The organism is Emticicia soli (assembly GCF_037860775.1).
GTDB lineage: Bacteria > Bacteroidota > Bacteroidia > Cytophagales > Spirosomataceae > Emticicia > Emticicia soli.
Map to the genome: position 1 here is coordinate 104677 of NZ_JBBEWC010000004.1, position 16598 is coordinate 121274.

General features: G+C 37.0%; 14 protein-coding genes. 7 read left to right on the top strand and 7 right to left on the bottom strand.

Going from position 1 to position 16598, the window contains the following annotated elements; genetic code table 11:
* Nucleotides 1-50 precede the first annotated feature (50 nt).
* Nucleotides 51-1289 carry a hypothetical protein gene (locus tag WAE64_RS06220; RefSeq protein WP_340235382.1) on the bottom strand — a complete coding sequence of 413 codons (1239 nt, stop codon included), beginning with the start codon at nucleotides 1287-1289 and terminating at the stop codon, nucleotides 51-53.
* Nucleotides 1290-1503: 214 nt separating this feature from the next.
* On the opposite strand from WAE64_RS06220, the gene WAE64_RS06225 reads away from it, so the two are divergent.
* Complete coding sequence (locus WAE64_RS06225) at nucleotides 1504-4989, top strand: amidohydrolase family protein (RefSeq protein ID WP_340235383.1); 3486 nt, start codon at nucleotides 1504-1506, stop codon at nucleotides 4987-4989.
* A 566-nt stretch (nucleotides 4990-5555) separates the two neighbouring features.
* On the opposite strand, the gene WAE64_RS06230 is transcribed toward WAE64_RS06225, so the two are convergent.
* The gene (locus WAE64_RS06230; RefSeq protein WP_340235384.1) at nucleotides 5556-5999 is read right to left on the bottom strand and encodes a hypothetical protein; all 444 of its coding nucleotides are present in this window, start codon (nucleotides 5997-5999) and stop codon (nucleotides 5556-5558) included.
* A gap of 168 nt (nucleotides 6000-6167) precedes the next feature.
* Here WAE64_RS06230 and WAE64_RS06235 point away from each other — a divergent pair, with 168 nt between their 5' ends.
* The 3 genes from WAE64_RS06235 to WAE64_RS06245 all read left to right on the top strand — a co-directional run bounded on the left by WAE64_RS06235 (nucleotide 6168) and on the right by WAE64_RS06245 (nucleotide 8947).
* Nucleotides 6168-7076 carry an NAD(P)/FAD-dependent oxidoreductase gene (locus WAE64_RS06235; RefSeq protein WP_340235385.1) on the top strand — a complete coding sequence of 303 codons (909 nt, stop codon included), beginning with the start codon at nucleotides 6168-6170 and terminating at the stop codon, nucleotides 7074-7076.
* A 125-nt stretch (nucleotides 7077-7201) separates the two neighbouring features.
* Entirely contained in the window at nucleotides 7202-8167 is a 966-nt protein-coding gene (locus WAE64_RS06240; RefSeq protein ID WP_340235386.1) for a S41 family peptidase, read from the top strand.
* 12 nt (nucleotides 8168-8179) lie between these two features.
* Nucleotides 8180-8947, top strand: coding sequence for a hypothetical protein (locus tag WAE64_RS06245; RefSeq protein WP_340235387.1), 768 nt, complete (start codon nucleotides 8180-8182; stop codon nucleotides 8945-8947).
* A gap of 349 nt (nucleotides 8948-9296) precedes the next feature.
* On the opposite strand, the gene WAE64_RS06250 is transcribed toward WAE64_RS06245, so the two are convergent.
* The 5 genes from WAE64_RS06250 to WAE64_RS06270 form a co-directional block, all read right to left on the bottom strand.
* On the bottom strand, nucleotides 9297-9845 hold the full coding sequence (locus WAE64_RS06250; protein WP_340235388.1) for a pyridoxamine 5'-phosphate oxidase family protein: 549 nt from the start codon (nucleotides 9843-9845) through the stop codon (nucleotides 9297-9299).
* Nucleotides 9846-9849: 4 nt separating this feature from the next.
* Nucleotides 9850-10341, bottom strand: coding sequence for a GNAT family N-acetyltransferase (locus WAE64_RS06255; protein ID WP_340235389.1), 492 nt, complete (start codon nucleotides 10339-10341; stop codon nucleotides 9850-9852).
* Nucleotides 10342-10380: 39 nt separating this feature from the next.
* Entirely contained in the window at nucleotides 10381-10830 is a 450-nt protein-coding gene (locus WAE64_RS06260; protein WP_340235390.1) for a MarR family winged helix-turn-helix transcriptional regulator, read from the bottom strand.
* A 920-nt stretch (nucleotides 10831-11750) separates the two neighbouring features.
* Nucleotides 11751-12662: a lytic transglycosylase domain-containing protein gene (locus WAE64_RS06265; RefSeq protein WP_340235391.1), complete on the bottom strand. Its 912-nt coding sequence runs from the start codon at nucleotides 12660-12662 to the stop codon at nucleotides 11751-11753.
* Nucleotides 12663-12691: 29 nt separating this feature from the next.
* The gene (locus WAE64_RS06270; RefSeq protein WP_340235392.1) at nucleotides 12692-13636 is read right to left on the bottom strand and encodes an alpha/beta hydrolase; all 945 of its coding nucleotides are present in this window, start codon (nucleotides 13634-13636) and stop codon (nucleotides 12692-12694) included.
* Nucleotides 13637-13894: 258 nt separating this feature from the next.
* Here WAE64_RS06270 and WAE64_RS06275 point away from each other — a divergent pair, with 258 nt between their 5' ends.
* From WAE64_RS06275 to WAE64_RS06285, 3 genes are all read left to right on the top strand, one after another.
* Nucleotides 13895-14506 (top strand): hypothetical protein, encoded by a 612-nt coding sequence (locus WAE64_RS06275; protein ID WP_340235393.1) that lies wholly within the window; start codon nucleotides 13895-13897, stop codon nucleotides 14504-14506.
* Nucleotides 14507-14846: 340 nt separating this feature from the next.
* On the top strand, nucleotides 14847-16028 hold the full coding sequence (locus WAE64_RS06280) for a BamA/TamA family outer membrane protein (protein ID WP_340235394.1): 1182 nt from the start codon (nucleotides 14847-14849) through the stop codon (nucleotides 16026-16028).
* A 99-nt stretch (nucleotides 16029-16127) separates the two neighbouring features.
* On the top strand, nucleotides 16128-16574 hold the full coding sequence (locus tag WAE64_RS06285; protein WP_340235395.1) for a DUF3592 domain-containing protein: 447 nt from the start codon (nucleotides 16128-16130) through the stop codon (nucleotides 16572-16574).
* The last annotated feature ends 24 nt before the right edge of the window (nucleotides 16575-16598 follow it).

The following is a 16598-nucleotide window of genomic DNA, read 5'->3' on the forward strand; positions in this document are numbered from 1 at the left end:
CAGTTTTTTATTTGGGAGAGGAGGAGTTGCATATACTCAACAATAAACTTTTAATCAATATGATCGATTAAAGTAATAAAAGAAGAAAGAGTATTAATTAAATATTCTAGAGCGTTTATCGAGTCTTTTTGAGCTTTAATAAAATTTGTTGTGAGGGCTCTAACAGTTTTTAATCCTTCTAACATTTGACTTAGTCCACTATTAGCTTCGATCATAGAATCTCTTAAAATTTGTAAATCGTTTAAATAAACCTGATGCTCGCCATTTCGTTTAGCAATTATAATTAATTTACTGTAATACAATATGATGTAACTCAAATTATCATTTAATAAAGAACTATCTTTTTTTATCGAATTTGTGAACACAAATAAATCTGATGCTATTCCATCAACAATTAATTTAGTCTTACTTGGATTAAGAGTTATTTTATTCGAATTAAGTGCATTAATTTTTTTAGTCCCAAGTCTAAAATTAGCTCCTACAGTTTCTATGCTTCGATTTATAGAATTTATAATAGTTGTAGCATTTTTAAAATCTTTTTCAGCTGATATAACAATATCTAAAATACCCTCTTCAATTGGTTCAATTTGATTATTATTGTTCAATCTCTTGTTATCCCAAACTTCATTTTTTATTAAATTGAAAATTGGTGGTGAAATAAACGGAGAAGGTCTATAAAGGTTAGGATTTTGTTGAATCTCTTTTTGAATTTTTGTTTTAAGATTACTTAAAACAGTTTTTCCATGAATGTATCTATTAGGATTTTCTTTAAGATTTTTTTCGACAATAGCCAAGTTTTCTGCAGCCTTATGTCCTTCTCTTTTTTCTAAAGACTTATTAGATAATGTATTTAGATATTTTTCTCTTGACTTTATAAATGAATCTTCGATTGAAAAATGAATAAGATTTTCTGCATTCTCAATACTTATTTCAGGATACAAAAAGTTAATATGCCTTGAATTAATAAATGACGTCTCTATATCTGTACCTTCTGTAAGAAAAAAATAAGTAATATTCCTATATTTATTTATTATGGACTCAATTTCTTTTTCATCATGATAGTCCCTATCTCTATGAATAACAATTTTAACAGAAGGATTATTCTTAAGTATGAAATCTGCAAGTATATTAGCTGTTTTAATATCTGAACAACCTTTATACGAATAAATCTCTAATTCATTTATAGGGATTTCTGAAGATTCTATTAATGTCTGAATTAGAGTCAAGTCTTCATCCTCTGTTAAAATAATTAACTTCACCTTATTACTTTTTGATAAATCTCCATTCATAAATAAATTCTTTTTCTAAATAACATATAAATATACTCGATTACTTGTATTAATCTTTAACGTATATATAAAATGAGAAATTTTGCATTATGGATGCAATTCAGTTATAAAGTTAAATGAATCGTACATTTTAACTTTTATTCTTACTTACACTCTAATCTATCAAAAAATCCCTATTTTTACCAAAAAACACTTCCAAAAAACATCATATTAAATGAAATCTACTTTTACCCTTAAGGCGGCGCTGATGAGTATTTGTATCGGGTGCTGCGTGGTGGCTGGAGTATTTGCATCTAAAGGCCGGATATACTCCCGCCTCTTACATGCACTACAAGATACCACAAAACAAACCAAAGACACTACCAAGTATATACGTTACAAAGATTTACCGCTCAAAGCTACCCGTCAATTCAAAACCAATACTACCGAGGGCACATGGTTGTCGGTCGATGTTAGTCCCGATGCCAAAACAATTGTGTTTGATATGATGGGCGATTTGTTCACCATTCCATTTGGTGGTGGCAAGGCTACCAATGTTACCAAAGGTCTGGCGTTTGATACGCACCCACGCTTTAGCCCCGATGGTAAAAAGCTATTGTTTATCTCCGACCGCACAGGTTCCGACAACGTTTGGTACATAGATTTCGAAAAGAAAGATACCATACAGGTAACCAAAGACCGTGACCAGAACTTTACCTCAGCCGATTGGACACCCGATGGCAAATACATTGTGTACTCAAAAGGCCGCATGAACGTGCAACTATGGATGGTGCACCACGATGGTGGCGGAGGCGTACAATTGATTGACCAACCCGCAAACCTGAAAACCATTGATGCCGCTGTGGGTCACGATGGTCGCTATATTTACTTCTCGCAACGTTATGGTGCCTGGAACTACAACGCCATGCTACCACAATACCAGATTGGTATCTACGACCGCGATAATGCCAAACGTACCACTATTACCTCAAGATATGGCTCAGCCTTTACGCCTACGCTTTCAGGCGATGGTAAATGGTTAGTATATGGCTCTCGTTACGAAGACAAAACGGGCTTAGTACTACGTAATCTGGAAAATGGTGACGAAAAATGGCTGGCCTACCCTATCCAACGCGACGATCAGGAGTCTATCGCTACTATGGGTGTGTTGCCGGGTATGACCTTTACACCAGATAATCAGGCAGTGATAGCCTCGTATGGCGGTAAGATTTACAAAATCAATATCAACGGCGATAAACCTGCCGAAATTCCGTTCAATGTAGATTTAGAATTGGAATTAGGCCCTCAATTATCGTTCAAATATCCGATTTCAGATACAAGCCATGCGCTTATCAACCAGATTCGTGATGCTGTGGCCTCGCCAGATGGCAAAAAACTAGCTTTCACGGCGCTGAATCGCCTATACATAGCCGATTATCCGAACGGTACACCTCGTTTGATTACTACCAACGATTTCACCGAAGCACAACCTGCGTGGTCGAACGATGGCAAGAATCTGGTATTTACAACCTGGACACCCGAAGGTGGTAATCTGTATAAAGTAAATGCCGAAGGCACGCCTAACATACAAAAGCTTACGCAAAGCCCTGCTTTATATGCCCAACCTGTGTGGAGCCCTAAAAACGACCGCATCGTGTTTGTTCGTAGTCGTCTGCAAGCTTTTAAATCATCTATCGGGCCAATGGCCAATAGTTCGGAAGATGACCTTTGTTGGATAGACGCCAATGGCGGAGCTATCACGGTTATCGACAAAGCCCGTGACCGCTCTACGCCTCACTTTGTAAGCAGCGTTACCGACCGCATCTATCTAAGCGGCTCTGACGGCACGCTTTTATCGCTTAAGTGGGACGGAACCGACGAGAAAACACACGTAAAAGTAACGGGTATCACCACCTACGGCATGAGCATAGATGGCGAACACTTTGGCCACAACTGTATGCTATCCGAAAAAGCGGCACAGGCAATGGAAGTACAAAAGCCTACGGCGGCGTCGCAATTGATAATGGCACCAGATGGTGAGCAGGCTTTGGCGCAGATTAACAACGAGATTTATACACTTGATGTACCTAAAACGGGTAAAACCGTAAACATCTCAGTTTCTGACCCTGGTTCGGCACAGTTTCCGGCTAAGAAATTAACCGAGTTGGGTGGAGAGTTTCCGTCGTGGTCGAAAGATTCTAAAAAAGTACATTGGTCACTTGGACGTTACCATATTGTATATGATTTAGAAAGAGCCAAAACTTTTGATGATAGCGTAAAAGTTGCCAAAAAAGCAGAAGAAAAACGTAAGGCTGATTCGTTGAATAAAGCAAAATCGGACACTATTAAAATCAAAACCGATAGCGTAAAAACTGACAAAAAACCAACAGCGAAAAAAGAAGAGCCTAAGTACAAACCACAGGAAAACGAAATCAAGATTTACTATAGTCGTGATATGCCAAGTGGCGCAATATTGTTAAGAGGCGCACGCCTGATTACGATGAAAGGCAACGAGGTAATAGAAAACGGCGATATTTTGATTGAAAACAACCGTATAAAAGAAATAGGCAAAAGCGGAACGCTCAAAAACACGGGCAAAGCCAAGGTGATTGACGCCAAGGGTAAAACCATTATGCCGGGTTTTGTAGATACCCACGCCCACATGTGGCCGCAATGGGGAATCCAGAAGAATCAGGTTTGGATTTATGCTGCTAACCTTGCATATGGTGTAACTACCACCCGTGACCCTCAAACAGCTACTACCGACGTATTTACCTATGGCGACATGGTGGAATCTGGCAAGATTGCAGGGCCGAGAATTTACTCAACAGGCCCGGGGGTTGGTTTCTGGTCTTATAACATCAAAGATTCAACGGGTGCTATCAATGCCCTGAAACAATACAGCAAGTATTATAACTCAAAGTACATTAAAATGTACCTGACTGGTAACCGCCAGAGCCGCCAGTGGATTATTAAGGCAGCTAAAGACCAGCAATTAATGCCTACTACCGAAGGTGGTTTGAATTATAAACTAAACATGACCAACATGTTAGACGGTTATCCGGGTCATGAGCACGCAATTCCGGTGTATCCCTTGTATAACGATGTGGTAAAAACTATTTCTTTCTCTCAAATGGCTGTTACACCTACCCTTCTGGTATCGTATGGTGGGCCATTTGCCGAAATCTATTATTTCGAAACTGAGAACCCGTACCACGACAAAAAGATGCAGAACTTTATGCCTTACGACGAACTAGCCGAAAAAACCCGCAGAGTAAGCACTTGGTTCTTGCCAGAAGAACACGTGTTCCAGAAACATGCTAAATCGATGAAATCGATGGTTGAAAGTGGTTCATTGGCTGGTATCGGTAGTCATGGTGAGTTCCAGGGACTAGGTTATCACTGGGAATTATGGTCGATGCAAAGCGGCGGCATGAAAAACCATGATGCCTTGAAAATTGCCACTATTCTAGGTGCAAAATCTTTAGGTTTAGATCAGGACTTAGGCAGTATCGAAAAAGGTAAACTAGCCGACTTGTTGATTATGGATAAAAATCCGCTAGAAAATATTCGTAATTCAAATACGCTTAAAATGGTTATTAAAAATGGCCGTGTGTATGATGCGAATACACTAGATGAGGTTTATCCGAATCAGAAAAAACTCATCAGAACTGAGTGGACATTCGAAAAACCTGCTAATACTACTGGGTTGCAAGATTAACAGTTGCCCCCGGCCCCTAAAGGGGTGTTTTTTAAAAAGCCTTTCTTCTTGCGAAGAAAGGCTTTTTAAGTTTACTACATTATTGCAAATTCAGAATATTTTGAAAATATATTTTATCCAATAAATACAGTAATTTTCAACGAAAAACAATCAAACTATTTCATTTTGATTAAAACAATCAATATTTTCAAATATTTCTGAATATACAAAATATCTATTAATAATTAAACTACAGCATTCGTTGTTTTGGATAATAAGTAATAGCTAAGCCAGTAAGTTTACTTGTTTTTCAATAGTTTCCTTAAATCTATCACCGCCAGGACAAATAGCAGACAAGCAATAGGGAGACTAAAAAATCTCTTTACAGGTGTATTTATAAAAGTTTTCATGGTAATTTTTATGCTTATATTTTCTTTCAACGGCACAAAATTGCAAGAAAACCCAAACCCACTCAACTAAAATGCTTAGGTGGTGGACGTGGGTTGTTAAATGGCAGGAAATGGGCAATAATAGGCCATTGGGGCTATTAATACCTATCAAAATCTATTTAGCAATATGCTATAATTCTACTTTAAATAATAAGTTCTTAGCAGTTTTGTAGCTTCCTGTGCGTTTCCGGCACATACTTCACAAAATGTACCTCTACCCTCTACGGGCCCTTCATACAACCACCTGAAAACCTTAGAGTATGTGCCATCAAGGCTGGCAACTTTCAAGGTATTGTTTATACGAGGCACTATATACAAACGAAGGTTATTCGGAAAAAGCACTTTAAATGCTTTTTCTCCACTGAGCATCTCTGTGCCCTCATATTGCAGTTTCATAGTTTTTATATCTCCTTCGGGTGTTTTATATGAATAATTAATGTCGCCTACCTCATTGCCCGTTACCCAAAAGCCATAAGCTTCAAAATCTTCGGCATTAAATGTTTTATAAGCAAAATTGGCTACACGTTGCCCAAAGCTTGTAGCCGGTAATAGTAAGACTAGAAAAATGATTAATCTGTACATAGTTTTCATGGTTTATATAGTATTAGTTTTTCTCTCAAAATAAGTGTGCCAGCCTTCGGTTAATTCACCCTATTTCTCAGATTTATAGAATAAAATATAAAATGCAACAATGTTGCATTTTATATTTTATTCTTATCTTTGCATGGTTTTACTAAAAATTATAATCAAATGTCAACTAGTCAGAATTTTGAAGTTATCATAATAGGTGGTAGTTATGCCGGGCTTTCAGCCGCCATGAGTTTAGGCCGTGCATTAAGAAAAGTGCTAATAATTGATAGTGGCCAACCATGTAACAGACAAACGCCTCACTCGCACAATTTTCTTACACAAGATGGGCAAAAACCAGCCGAAATTGCCAATATCGCCTTAGCGCAACTAGCTCAGTATGATACAGTACAAATACATAAGGGTTTAGCAATACATGCAGCTAAAACAGAAAATGTTTTTATTGTTGACACACAAGCCGGAGATACTTTTTATGCTAAAAAACTAATATTTGCCACAGGTATAAAAGATACCATGCCTGCAATTACTGGTTTTGCCGAATGTTGGGGAATATCGGTAATCCATTGCCCCTACTGCCACGGGTATGAAGTACGAGGGCAAAAAACAGGGATACTAGCCAATGGTGAAGCCGCAGCGCACTACGCCCAGTTAATTAACAATTGGACAAAAGACCTTACAGTTTTCACAAACGGAAAATCAACACTTACACAAGAGCAGCACGATAAACTGAAAAATCACGGCATAAACTTAGCAGAAAAGGCCATTGATACTATAGTACACACCAATGGACGAATTGAGAAAATAGTCTTTACCGATGGGTCAGACCAGCCACTTGGTGCGCTATATGCAAGACCTGCATTTGTGCAGCACTCGGCTATTCCGGAGAGCCTTGGTTGCGAACTGACAGACCAAGGATTGATAAAAGTGGATGGATTTCAGAAAACCAATGTAGCTGGTATTTTTGCCTGTGGCGATAACTCAAGCCCTATGCGCTCGGTAGCTATGGCGGTGGCAACCGGCTCAATTACAGGCGCAATGGTAAACCATGAACTGATAAGCGAATCGTTCTAAAATACGTATATAACGTATATTCTTAAAATATTATTCCTGCCCATACAACCATATAGTTTTTTCATGCATTAGGTCTAAAAACACCAACGGAAATTTTTCCAACTACAATTTAAACGACCTTTTGCATGAAACGACTATTAAGTATCTTCTTCCTTATCTATATTGCTATTTTCAGCCCTTCTTGCCAGAAAGATGCTGAGCCAACACTCAATACTGAAGTGCAAAACTACCTGAACGAAATGCTTTACATTATGCAGACGAATTCTATTAATCGCAGAAGTATTAACTGGAGTTTTTTCAAAAAAAATGTATTAGATTATGCCAAAGGCGCCCAGAATATCAACGATGATAAAACTATAGGGGCAATTCAGATGGCCATTGACCTACTAAATGATTCACATAGCTTTTATATGACCAGCAAAAACACCTATATAGTAGGCCGAACTGCAGGAGCTACCGCCTGCCTTGATGAATTGCCCAATATGCCCGAGTTAGATAATAGCATTGGTTATGTAAAAGTAGGTGCTTTTTCGGGCAATGCTACAGAGGCACTTGCTTATGTACAAGCTATTCAGACTTCTATTAAAAATTCAGATAATGATGCCATAAAAGGCTGGATTGTCGATTTAAGAGGCAACTTCGGAGGTAATATGTGGCCTATGCTTTGTGGCATCGGGCCAATATTAGGTGACGGAGTAGCCGGACATTTTATTGATGCTGACGAGAAGATTCAACCTTGGGGCTATATCAATGGCGTTACTGGTGGTTTTCAGATTGAAAATCCTTATATTCTGAAAAAAAATAATCCTAAAGTAGCAGTACTCGTTGATGGCGCAACGGCTAGCTCGGGTGAGGCCGTTGCGATAGCATTTAAAAATCGGCCTGATGCAAAGTTATTTGGTAGACCTACGTGTGGTGTGTCAACAGCCAATCGAAGCTTTGTTTTATCAGATAACGCCACCTTATACCTAACAGTATCAACAATGGCTGATAGAACCCAGAAAGCTTATGGCAAAAAAGTAGAGCCCGATGTTAATATTGTAAGTCAGCAACAATACATTAGCCAGGCAATAGATTGGTTAAAACAATAACCCTCGCACATTATGAAAAAATACATTACTCTATTTTTCGTAATTCTGATTCATGCAGGCAGCTCCGCTCAAAACCTGAATTACATCTTGCGCTCCCGTGCACAATTGCCTACTGTAGAACGCATAGACGGCAAGAAAGTAACAACTGTTGAGGGTAAAAAGATAACGGGAAGTTCAAACAGAAACGAAAGTCCAAGATTATTTACTTTTCTGGGAAGCCCGTTTTTTATTGACAACTTTCAGATGGGTACTTTCTCTATTGATAGTAATACCCGCAGCATAAGAGCGCCACTGCTTGTAAACCTGACAACCGACGAGCTTATGGTGAAGCTAAGCGAAAAGACAACTATTCTACAAAAAGTTAATTTCACTATTCGTGGGCATAATTTTATAACACACAACGGGCGCTTCTATGAGCAACTTTATAATGGCCGAGTAAAACTATTGAAACGTTATATTCGTGATGTGATTCCTCTTTCAGCAGATAATAGAAATATCGCAAGCGGCTTTGAGGGTAGCCAGTTTTATGATGGCGAAATTATTGATAAAGCAAGCTATTATCTGGTTTTTCGCAGCAATAGCATGAAAGAAATCAAACTTACTAAAAAGTCTATTATCAATATTCTGAAAAAAGAGAATAAAAGCCTTTTGGCAAGGAGTGATTTCAAATCATTGAAAGAAAACGATAGCCTAATTAAAGCAATAGAGACAATAACAATACTAGATGAAAAAAGCCTGATTAAGGCTTTGATAAACGCTGAAAATACGATTATGCCTTAAAGCAATGCTACTCTAGCAAGCTAATAAGACCATCTAATAATTTTTTTAAAGAAAAAACGCTCCTAAATTCACTAAACCGCTTTATCTTTTTTATATTTACAAAAAGAGATTGTTTATCTGAAAATATACTCTTTTTATTAGCCTGATTTTATATTTAACAGGGTAATACTATTTCAAGATAGTATTGCTTTAGCATTTACCTGCTACATACACAGCTGTTACATATATTTTGCGCCCGTACGGCTTAGGCTATCTTTTTCAATCGATATAAACCTTATACAAATAATTCTCGTAGTTTTGTTTTAAAAGTTTGTTTTCGTAAAGGCGCATTTTTTGCGCCTTTACCTTTTTAAATTACAGGCGAAGCCGGATAGTAGAAAGCATCAAGCGCACCATCTGGCACTAAGTGCTCTTTACCAAACCAATCATCAATTTTAATTTTAGCTACATAAATTGGTTTGGCCTGAGCGGCGGTCATGGCCTCGAAAGTATTTTCGGGGATATGCGAGAAGAACTTATTAAAAAACATTTCCATTGCAGCCATGTGCTCGGCTTCATGGCTTACTATTCGTATTTTGCCATAAATAATTACGCTTTGGTATTCGCAACCAAAATCTACTGCTTTGGCCGCCGTATAAAGTTTACCATATTTGTAAACCGACACACAGGCTTTTTTGCCATCAGTAATCAGCTGCCCGGCATAGCCGTGCTTTGAAAAATGAAAGATAATTTCCTTGTTAGCTTCATCATACACAAAAAAAGCCACGTGCATCATCGGGAAGCCCTTTTTTTCTATGGCAACAGAGCATGCGGGCGATTTTTCTAGCATTTCTATTAAAAAAGCTTCATCAGTCTCTTGGCGGTCTTTACGCCTTACTTTTTTCGAATAATCTTCCATTACTTCATTCTTGCGGTTTTGTCTCTTCTTCGGAGCTTATTTCCATTCTCATTTCTAACAGATTAGGTTTAAAACCCGCTTTTTCATAAGCCTTCTTAGCTATTATGTTTTCGTCATATACTTCAAGCCGAATTTCTCTGATCCCTCTGTTAGCAGCCCATTGTTGCAGTGTTTCTAAAATAGCCTTGTTTATTCCTTTTCCTCTAAACTCAGGTTTTAAATACATAAAACCCAGATAAGCATAGTGCGTATGTTTCTGATACGGTTTCGACTCTTTAATCAAAGCATAGCCTGAGCCCACCAGTTGTCCGTCTATTTCGGCAACTACTACCTCTGCAATAGGTGATTCAATTAAAGCAATTAAATCATAATAGTGAATTTCTCCTTCTTTCAGCGTTACATCAAATGGGCGTTCGGCTTCAACAATACCTCGTTCAAATGCCAGAAGCGTATGTATCTCTTCTACTTTTGCAGCTCTTACAATCATGTTGTTCATTGTTTATTATTCAATACATGCTTCATTTTTCCGATAGTCTTAAACAAATTTTTTAAGTAGATGTATCAAACTCAATACCTGAGGTTTAGTAAATTTTTCTAGTATTTCATCATGTGCCTGCGGGAATTTTACATTTAGTCTTTCTAATAGTTCAATCCCTTCGTTGGTAATAACAGTCAACGAATGGCGCTTATCTTTTTCGGCACTTATTCTTCTTACTAATCCTCGGTTTTCAAGGCGGTCTATTAATCGGGTTACGTCTGATTTGTCAATCATTCGTTTTCTGATTTCAGCACGTGGGTGCGCTTCGGGATATACGCCTTTCAGGATACGAAGAATATTAAACTGAGACAGCGTGATTTTTTCTGTCTCACATAAGTTTTCCAGTTTTGCTTTTACCTGCTGAGAAACAAACATTAAACTTATAATAGCTTCTTGCTGTGGACTTTGAAACGATTTTTGTGTAATAGCTCTAGAGATTTCAGTCATAACAATGTATAATGTGGTTTTGTAGTACAAATTAGCTCAAATAAACTTTTTTGAACAACTTTATTAACAAATACCTACATAATAAATATATCTGATAACGACTAAGGAGTTTTAGCTGAAATAGCTGTTGTTGCTTTATTAATTATTTTGAATAGCTAAAAAAGATTAATTAAGTTTAGTTGAGAAGCAGATTAAAATTCACCGAAACTGCTACGAAGTATTGCTTTTTTTTAATACATAGCTAAATTTTGTATATAAAAACTCAGATTATACTTGACGATTTTCTCAGACGGCTTTTGCCAAGTACTACATTTTTTAGTTTTTGCCATTTACAGCTACCTATATTAAAACAAATACTTCCAAGGTTTCCCAACAATCAGAAAGGCTTTGGCTTGTTTGTCTCTATATATTGGGGCTATATACAAAAAGAAAAGTCGTAAGATAAAATCCTACGACTTTCTAAAACAACTTTTGCTGTAATCAGTCTATAGAAATAGACTGATTACAAATTTTATTTTATTATTTTGTATTTTCCAAAGAAAATGACACAATATTGCAAAAAAAAATTATCCACACATCAAATCAACTGAGTTTGCATTACTTTAGACATTTTTCGTGCCATAAAAAAAGCAAATTAAATTTTTTTTATGATAAAATGCAATATTCGGATATATTTCTCCCGAAAAATATTATTATTCCTAGATAAACTGTAAACGTATAATTTATCCCAAAAATACAAAATTTGTGTTAAAACACACCTATTTTTCACATTTTTAAAGTAAAACTTTGTTTAATAAATAGAATTTTTTTTAGAACAAACCTTCTACAAAACAGTAGTTTTTATTTTTTTTAATAATTACGTTATTCTTTTCAAAGCTATTAATTTCTTGATAGAGATAATTTCTGTAAGAGTAAGGCTGTTATTTTTCTTTTGGAATCAGGAACTTATAGCTTTTTCCGGCCCTCACTTCAAACATCACATTCATTATTTTATTCTCTTCAAAATACTTATCTCCCTTCACAGAGCCCGGATTATACACCAACCACGGATTATAATACTTTAGTGTTTTGTAAGTGATCTTATGTTTTTTGGCTAGCTCTATCAGGTTTATATCCTCTTTTACCTCAACAGTCTCAATAGGCGGCATTGGTTCCGTTTTACCTAGCGCAAAGCCATAGTTCTCAGGCTTTTCACAAATTAGTTTCAAAGCCAGAATCCTGAACACATAATCGTTTGTTTCTAAAGCCAGATGCAAGTCATAATAAGACTGCACAGCCTGAGCCTTCATAGTATTCATTACAGCCGTACGGCCCGAATTGTAGGCCGCAGCCGTGAGTGTCCAGTTCTTGAATGTTTTATTGAGGTTGTTCAGAAAATTACATGCGGCCTGTGTCGAGAGTTCTAAATCACGGCGTTGGTCAACAAATTTTGTTACCTCCAATTTATATTCTTTGGCAGTTGTATCTCTAAACTGCCAATAGCCGGCTGCTTTGCCCGAATTGGCATAAGGCCAGAGTTCACTCTCGATAACTGCCAGATAAAAGAAATCTTCGGGTATTTTATTCTTTGCTAATATACTTACTATTTTGGCTTTATGCTGCGCTACCCTATTTAGAATCATCAAGGTTGACGAGTGTTTATACACATTTTTGATTAACTCTTGCGCCAACTGCTCATACACAACAGGGTCGTTCAATGGCACTTTCTCACCTGCGAACTCTAGTGAAGCGGGTATCGTTGGCATTGTAACTGTTTGCGCCACTGGCTGAGAGATAGCAACACCAAAACCAAGTAAATAAATAAGTGTAAACAAGAATGTGCTTTTTTGCATATTTATAAGAATTATTTTCTAGTTACAACTCAAAGAGCCGATAGAAAGTTATTTACATCGGCCCTCCATTCTTTCCCATATTCTGTCAGATAACTTACATGCCCGGCATTTGGGTAAGTACTGATTTGCTTAGGTCCTTTTAAATTGGCATATATTTCGTCGATTTCTTTTCGACTTACTTTATCGTCCAGCTCGCCATACATCAACAAAGTAGGGCACGTAATTTTTTCGGCATAGCGTATAGGATTATGCCCGAATGCCCAGAAATTATTCTGAAGCCCGCCCCAAAAAACAAGTAAGCCAGCCATAGGAACCGTAGGTGCATGCATAAGCCTGAATCGGGCACAGACGGTTTCGTACATTGAGCCAAAAGGGCATTCTATCATAATACCCGCTGGTTGAATAGCGTAGTCGTTTATGGCTTTCATAATAGCCACCGCTCCCATTGATGTACCCCAGAGGTAGATTTTGTTTTCGTTATTCTTTTTTAAATAATCAAAACAACTTTTTACCTGTTCGGCTTCAAAAAAGCCTATGGTTGTTTGGTTTCCTTCTGAACCACCCGAACCCATAAAGTCAACGAGCATAGTATTATACCCTAATTCCTGAAAAATAGCTGACTTCTCTAATAATGATGATTTCTCACCTGCAAAGCCATGAAACAACACAACTGTTCCTTTAGCATTTTCTGTTTTCATCAACCAACACTCAATAGTTTTATTGCTTTTTAAAAGAATAGTCTGATAAGGTTTGCCTGGCAACTGACCGTTTGTTGGCCTTGGGTTGTTAATTCCCAAAAATAGGGTTTTTACTCTCCTAAAATACGAAAGGCTTTTTGGGTCTTTTGTACGCATATCTGTATTTTCACCAAAATGCGTAAACTTATACGCGTGGAAATAAGCTACTATGTTTAGTAGAATAAAAACAATCAATATGCTCCAGCCAATTACTTTGAGTTTCTTTTTGTTTATCATCGGCTTTTCATCCAAAGATTATCAATTAGTCTTCAATATTAATCAAAAAAAACATTCTTGTACGCTTCTTATCACTCGTTATTTTAACTCACCTTTAATATAAATTTTAAACCGCTTTTAAATGATCGTTTTTACTTTGTAGCATCAAAACGGCAACGAATCATTTAAAATTGAACACCAAAATATAAGATTTTATGATAGCATTTACATCTACTCTATTCCAATTAAATCATTATATTTTTAAAACTCAACAAGACAATGAAAACGAACATTATTATGGCAGGTATCTTGACCTTGCCATTTTTCGCCAACGCACAAACAAGCACCACTACATTGGTTGCTCATAACACAATAATTAATTCTGTATCGACTGATATTCCTCAAAACGGAATTTTTCTGAATGCTGATGAATTTCAGAATGGTATTCCAGAAATGGGTTTTGATAAAAAATCTAAGGAAAACCATATCCGAGAATTTGACAACAAAGTGGTTTTAATTGAAAATTCAGAAAAAGCGACGTTTCCTAAATCAGCAATTTGGGGTTTCCGTAAAAACAATCAGGATTACCGCACTTTCGATAATCAGGATTATGCCGTAGCCTATATGCCCAAAGGTTTATCTATTATCTTTTATACGTTAGGTGAAGCTACAGGAGAAGGCAATGTAAAAGATGAATTTGAAGATACTTATTATTTTAGCCGCAACAGTCAATCTGCTATTTATCCGTTAACAGCCGACAATATTACAGAAGTGTTCTCAGACCAGATTCCGTTTGTAGAAGCACTTAATAAAGTAAATTTATCAGACGACAAACCGCTTCACGAAATCAAAAACGTGTTATCGGCTTATGTAAGAAACAATGCCAATTAAGTAAATAAGGAGTACAACAAAATCATATAAAACGAAGTGAGGTGATGATAGTTTAATAAATTTAATTTGTCAGGAATGAGAGGGTGGGTTGCTATAGTGCAACGACCCGAATAGTGGACATTGATGTTAGCAGGATATATGTTTCATTATGGTAGCCCATCGCTCAAACCTAATTCCGGCGGGTTTTCATAAAAACTTTTAAAGAAAGGTGGCTCTTTGCCACCTTTTTTGTTTTATTTCGTTTATAAGAATAAAACACTCTTAAGATAAAGTCGTTTTATTCTTAATAATTGTTTATTCTATTACCACACTTACTTAATGACCGACTTCTGTTGAATACATGAACATAAGAATCATTGCTATTTTCATCTTATTTTTTGCCCCAAGCATTCTTTTGGCCCAGATACCCTATTCTCAGCAAGTAGACGCAACTGACGTACTCAGGCGAATTCTCAAGACCAAGAAACCCCGAAAAACTGATTCTACCTCACTGAAAGAAGGCGGAAAAGTAATAACAGTATTGCCAACACCCGGCTATGCGCCACAAAGTGGCTTTTTTGCACAAATAGTTACTAATGTAGCTATACGCAACACAGGTGCCAATGTGTCGGTTATAAATCTATTAGCTACCTATACCCAATATCGGCAAACAATTTTACAAAACACCATAAGCTACTTCTCTAAAAACAATAAATACTATTTCTCGACCGACTGGCGGCTGATGAATTATCCACAGGCTACCTATGGCTTGGGCATAAATACATCTTTAGACAAGGCCACTGATATGAATTTCAGTTATCTGAGATTATACCAGACCATCATGCGTAGTGTAGGTAAAAACTTGTATCTGGGTATCGGTTATCAGTATGATTACCACTGGAAAATAGAGAGTATGTATGATGGCGCAAAAGTAGAGCAAATATCAGGCTTTACGCTTGGTGTTTCGGGGCACTCTATTTCGTCGGGGCCTACACTGGCTTTATTATATGATAGTCGCACCAACTCTATGAGTGCAAGGCAGGGCTTATATGCCAATGTAGTATTTAAACAAAGCCTTAAAAGTTTGGGTAGTAATACCAATTATCAATCTTTGTTGGTTGACGCCCGCAAGTATTTTCCTCTCAATAAAAGCCGTACGCAGGTATTGGCTTTGTGGTCTTATAATACGTTTACAAACGGTACAGTTCCTTACCTAGATATGCCAAGTACAGGTTGGGATACTAACGTAAACACAGGTCGAGGCTTTATTCAAGGGCGTTTCAGAGGCGAAAACCTGATGTATCTTGAAGCTGAATATCGGTTTACCATACTCCGAAATCAGTTTTTAGGCGGTGTACTTTTTTCTAATATACAAACCGTAAGCGAGCTACATACTAAACGTTTCCAGAAAGTAATGCCTTCGGCGGGCGCAGGGCTGCGTGTGCGACTTAATAAGTTTTCGAGAGCAAATCTGGCTATTGATTATGCCATGGGAGCCGATGGCTCACGTAATATATATTTTAATTTCGGCGAAGTGTTTTAGTGTATATTCCTGCAACCTTTTAATAAAATTTGTTTCGTCTTATCTGATAAAATCTATATTTTTACCTACAGCCTTTCATGAACCATTAATGCTAATACTATGGCTACAGGATTCGTCATTTTATTTATTACTTTTATTCAGACAGTTATTCTGATTGTAATCGGGCGAGCCTACTGGCGATACACGCAACTAAAAAAGCATGGCATAAAAGCACAGGGCATTATTACCGATTATGAGGTAAGACAAAGCAGCAAAGGACGCAAGACTTTCTTCCCGATTATCAAATTCAAAACATACCTAGGACACGAAATACATCAGAAAGCCAGCTATGGGCTTGATAAACGACAATACATTGAAAAAGGACAGGAAGTCGGGCTTTTGTATGCCGAAAATGAGCCAACTACGTTTATGATAGATTCTTATAACCCAACACTAAGTTTTGTTATAGTGTTTATCGGGCTTATTATAGGCTATATTGCATCAGTATTTATTATTAGTGATATTGATGCAAACTGGTTTGAAGGATTAATGAAAGGTTTAAAATAACAATGTTGTATACTTAAATTTCAC

What these genes read in the sequence shown, in the direction of transcription:
- WAE64_RS06220 (WP_340235382.1), bottom strand. Translation starts at nt 1,289, where the DNA reads ATGAATGGAGATTTATCAAAAAGTAATAAGGTGAAGTTAATTATTTTA.
- WAE64_RS06225 (WP_340235383.1), top strand. Translation starts at nt 1,504, where the DNA reads ATGAAATCTACTTTTACCCTTAAGGCGGCGCTGATGAGTATTTGTATC.
- WAE64_RS06230 (WP_340235384.1), bottom strand. Translation starts at nt 5,999, where the DNA reads ATGTACAGATTAATCATTTTTCTAGTCTTACTATTACCGGCTACAAGC.
- WAE64_RS06235 (WP_340235385.1), top strand. Translation starts at nt 6,168, where the DNA reads ATGTCAACTAGTCAGAATTTTGAAGTTATCATAATAGGTGGTAGTTAT.
- WAE64_RS06240 (WP_340235386.1), top strand. Translation starts at nt 7,202, where the DNA reads ATGAAACGACTATTAAGTATCTTCTTCCTTATCTATATTGCTATTTTC.
- WAE64_RS06245 (WP_340235387.1), top strand. Translation starts at nt 8,180, where the DNA reads ATGAAAAAATACATTACTCTATTTTTCGTAATTCTGATTCATGCAGGC.
- WAE64_RS06250 (WP_340235388.1), bottom strand. Translation starts at nt 9,845, where the DNA reads ATGGAAGATTATTCGAAAAAAGTAAGGCGTAAAGACCGCCAAGAGACT.
- WAE64_RS06255 (WP_340235389.1), bottom strand. Translation starts at nt 10,341, where the DNA reads ATGAACAACATGATTGTAAGAGCTGCAAAAGTAGAAGAGATACATACG.
- WAE64_RS06260 (WP_340235390.1), bottom strand. Translation starts at nt 10,830, where the DNA reads ATGACTGAAATCTCTAGAGCTATTACACAAAAATCGTTTCAAAGTCCA.
- WAE64_RS06265 (WP_340235391.1), bottom strand. Translation starts at nt 12,662, where the DNA reads ATGCAAAAAAGCACATTCTTGTTTACACTTATTTATTTACTTGGTTTT.
- WAE64_RS06270 (WP_340235392.1), bottom strand. Translation starts at nt 13,636, where the DNA reads ATGATAAACAAAAAGAAACTCAAAGTAATTGGCTGGAGCATATTGATT.
- WAE64_RS06275 (WP_340235393.1), top strand. Translation starts at nt 13,895, where the DNA reads ATGAAAACGAACATTATTATGGCAGGTATCTTGACCTTGCCATTTTTC.
- WAE64_RS06280 (WP_340235394.1), top strand. Translation starts at nt 14,847, where the DNA reads ATGAACATAAGAATCATTGCTATTTTCATCTTATTTTTTGCCCCAAGC.
- WAE64_RS06285 (WP_340235395.1), top strand. Translation starts at nt 16,128, where the DNA reads ATGGCTACAGGATTCGTCATTTTATTTATTACTTTTATTCAGACAGTT.